1 protein-coding gene is annotated in these 769 nt (G+C 73.2%); it reads right to left on the minus strand.

The window, feature by feature from the left end; translation table 11 throughout:
• Positions 1–769, minus strand: a 769-nt coding sequence (locus OO47_RS32960; RefSeq protein ID WP_030223529.1) for a ferrochelatase, incomplete at both ends; no start/stop codon positions are given.

Here is a 769-nt window from a genome sequence, read left to right on the forward strand (position 1 = left end):
CCCCGTTCGGTGGCGGCTCGTTCCAGGAGGAGGTCGCGGACGGCGGCGGCGAAGCGCGGGTCGGAGCCGACGGTGGCCGAGCGCCGGACGGGCAGGCCGAGTTCGGCCGCCTTGGCCATGGCTTCGGTGTCGAGGTCGTAGAGGACCTCCATGTGGTCGGAGACGAAGCCGATGGGGACCATGACGGCCGCGGGCGCTCCGGCGCCGTGCAGTTCTTCCAGGTGGTCGCAGATGTCGGGCTCCAGCCACGGGACGTGCGGGGCGCCGCTGCGGGACTGGTAGACGAGCTTCCAGGGGTGGTCGGTGCCGGTTTGCTCGCGGACGGCGTCGGCGATCGTGCGCGCCGCGTCGAGGTGCTGGCGCACGTAGGCCCCGCCCTTGCCGTGTTCGGCGGCCGGTCCGGAGGTGTCGGCGGCGGAGTCGGGGATGGAGTGGGTGGTGAAGGCCAGGTGGGCGCCGTCGCGCACGGCGGGGTCGAGGTCGGCCAGGCAGGCCAGGACGCCCTCGGTCATGGGCTGGAGGAAGCCGGGGTGGTTGAAGTAGTGCCGGAGCTTGTCGACGCGGGGCGGCGCGAGTCCCTCGGCCTCCAGGGTCGCGAGCGCGTCGGCGAGGTTCTCGCGGTACTGGCGGCAGCCGGAGTACGAGGCGTAGGCGCTGGTGGTGAGCACGGCGATGCGGCGCCGTCCGTCGGTGACCATCTCCCGCAGGGTGTCGGTGAGGTAGGGCGCCCAGTTGCGGTTGCCCCAGTAGACCGGCAGGTCCAGGCCGG

The sequence above is a fragment of the Streptomyces bikiniensis genome, assembly GCF_000716625.1.
Taxonomy (GTDB): domain Bacteria; phylum Actinomycetota; class Actinomycetes; order Streptomycetales; family Streptomycetaceae; genus Streptomyces; species Streptomyces bikiniensis.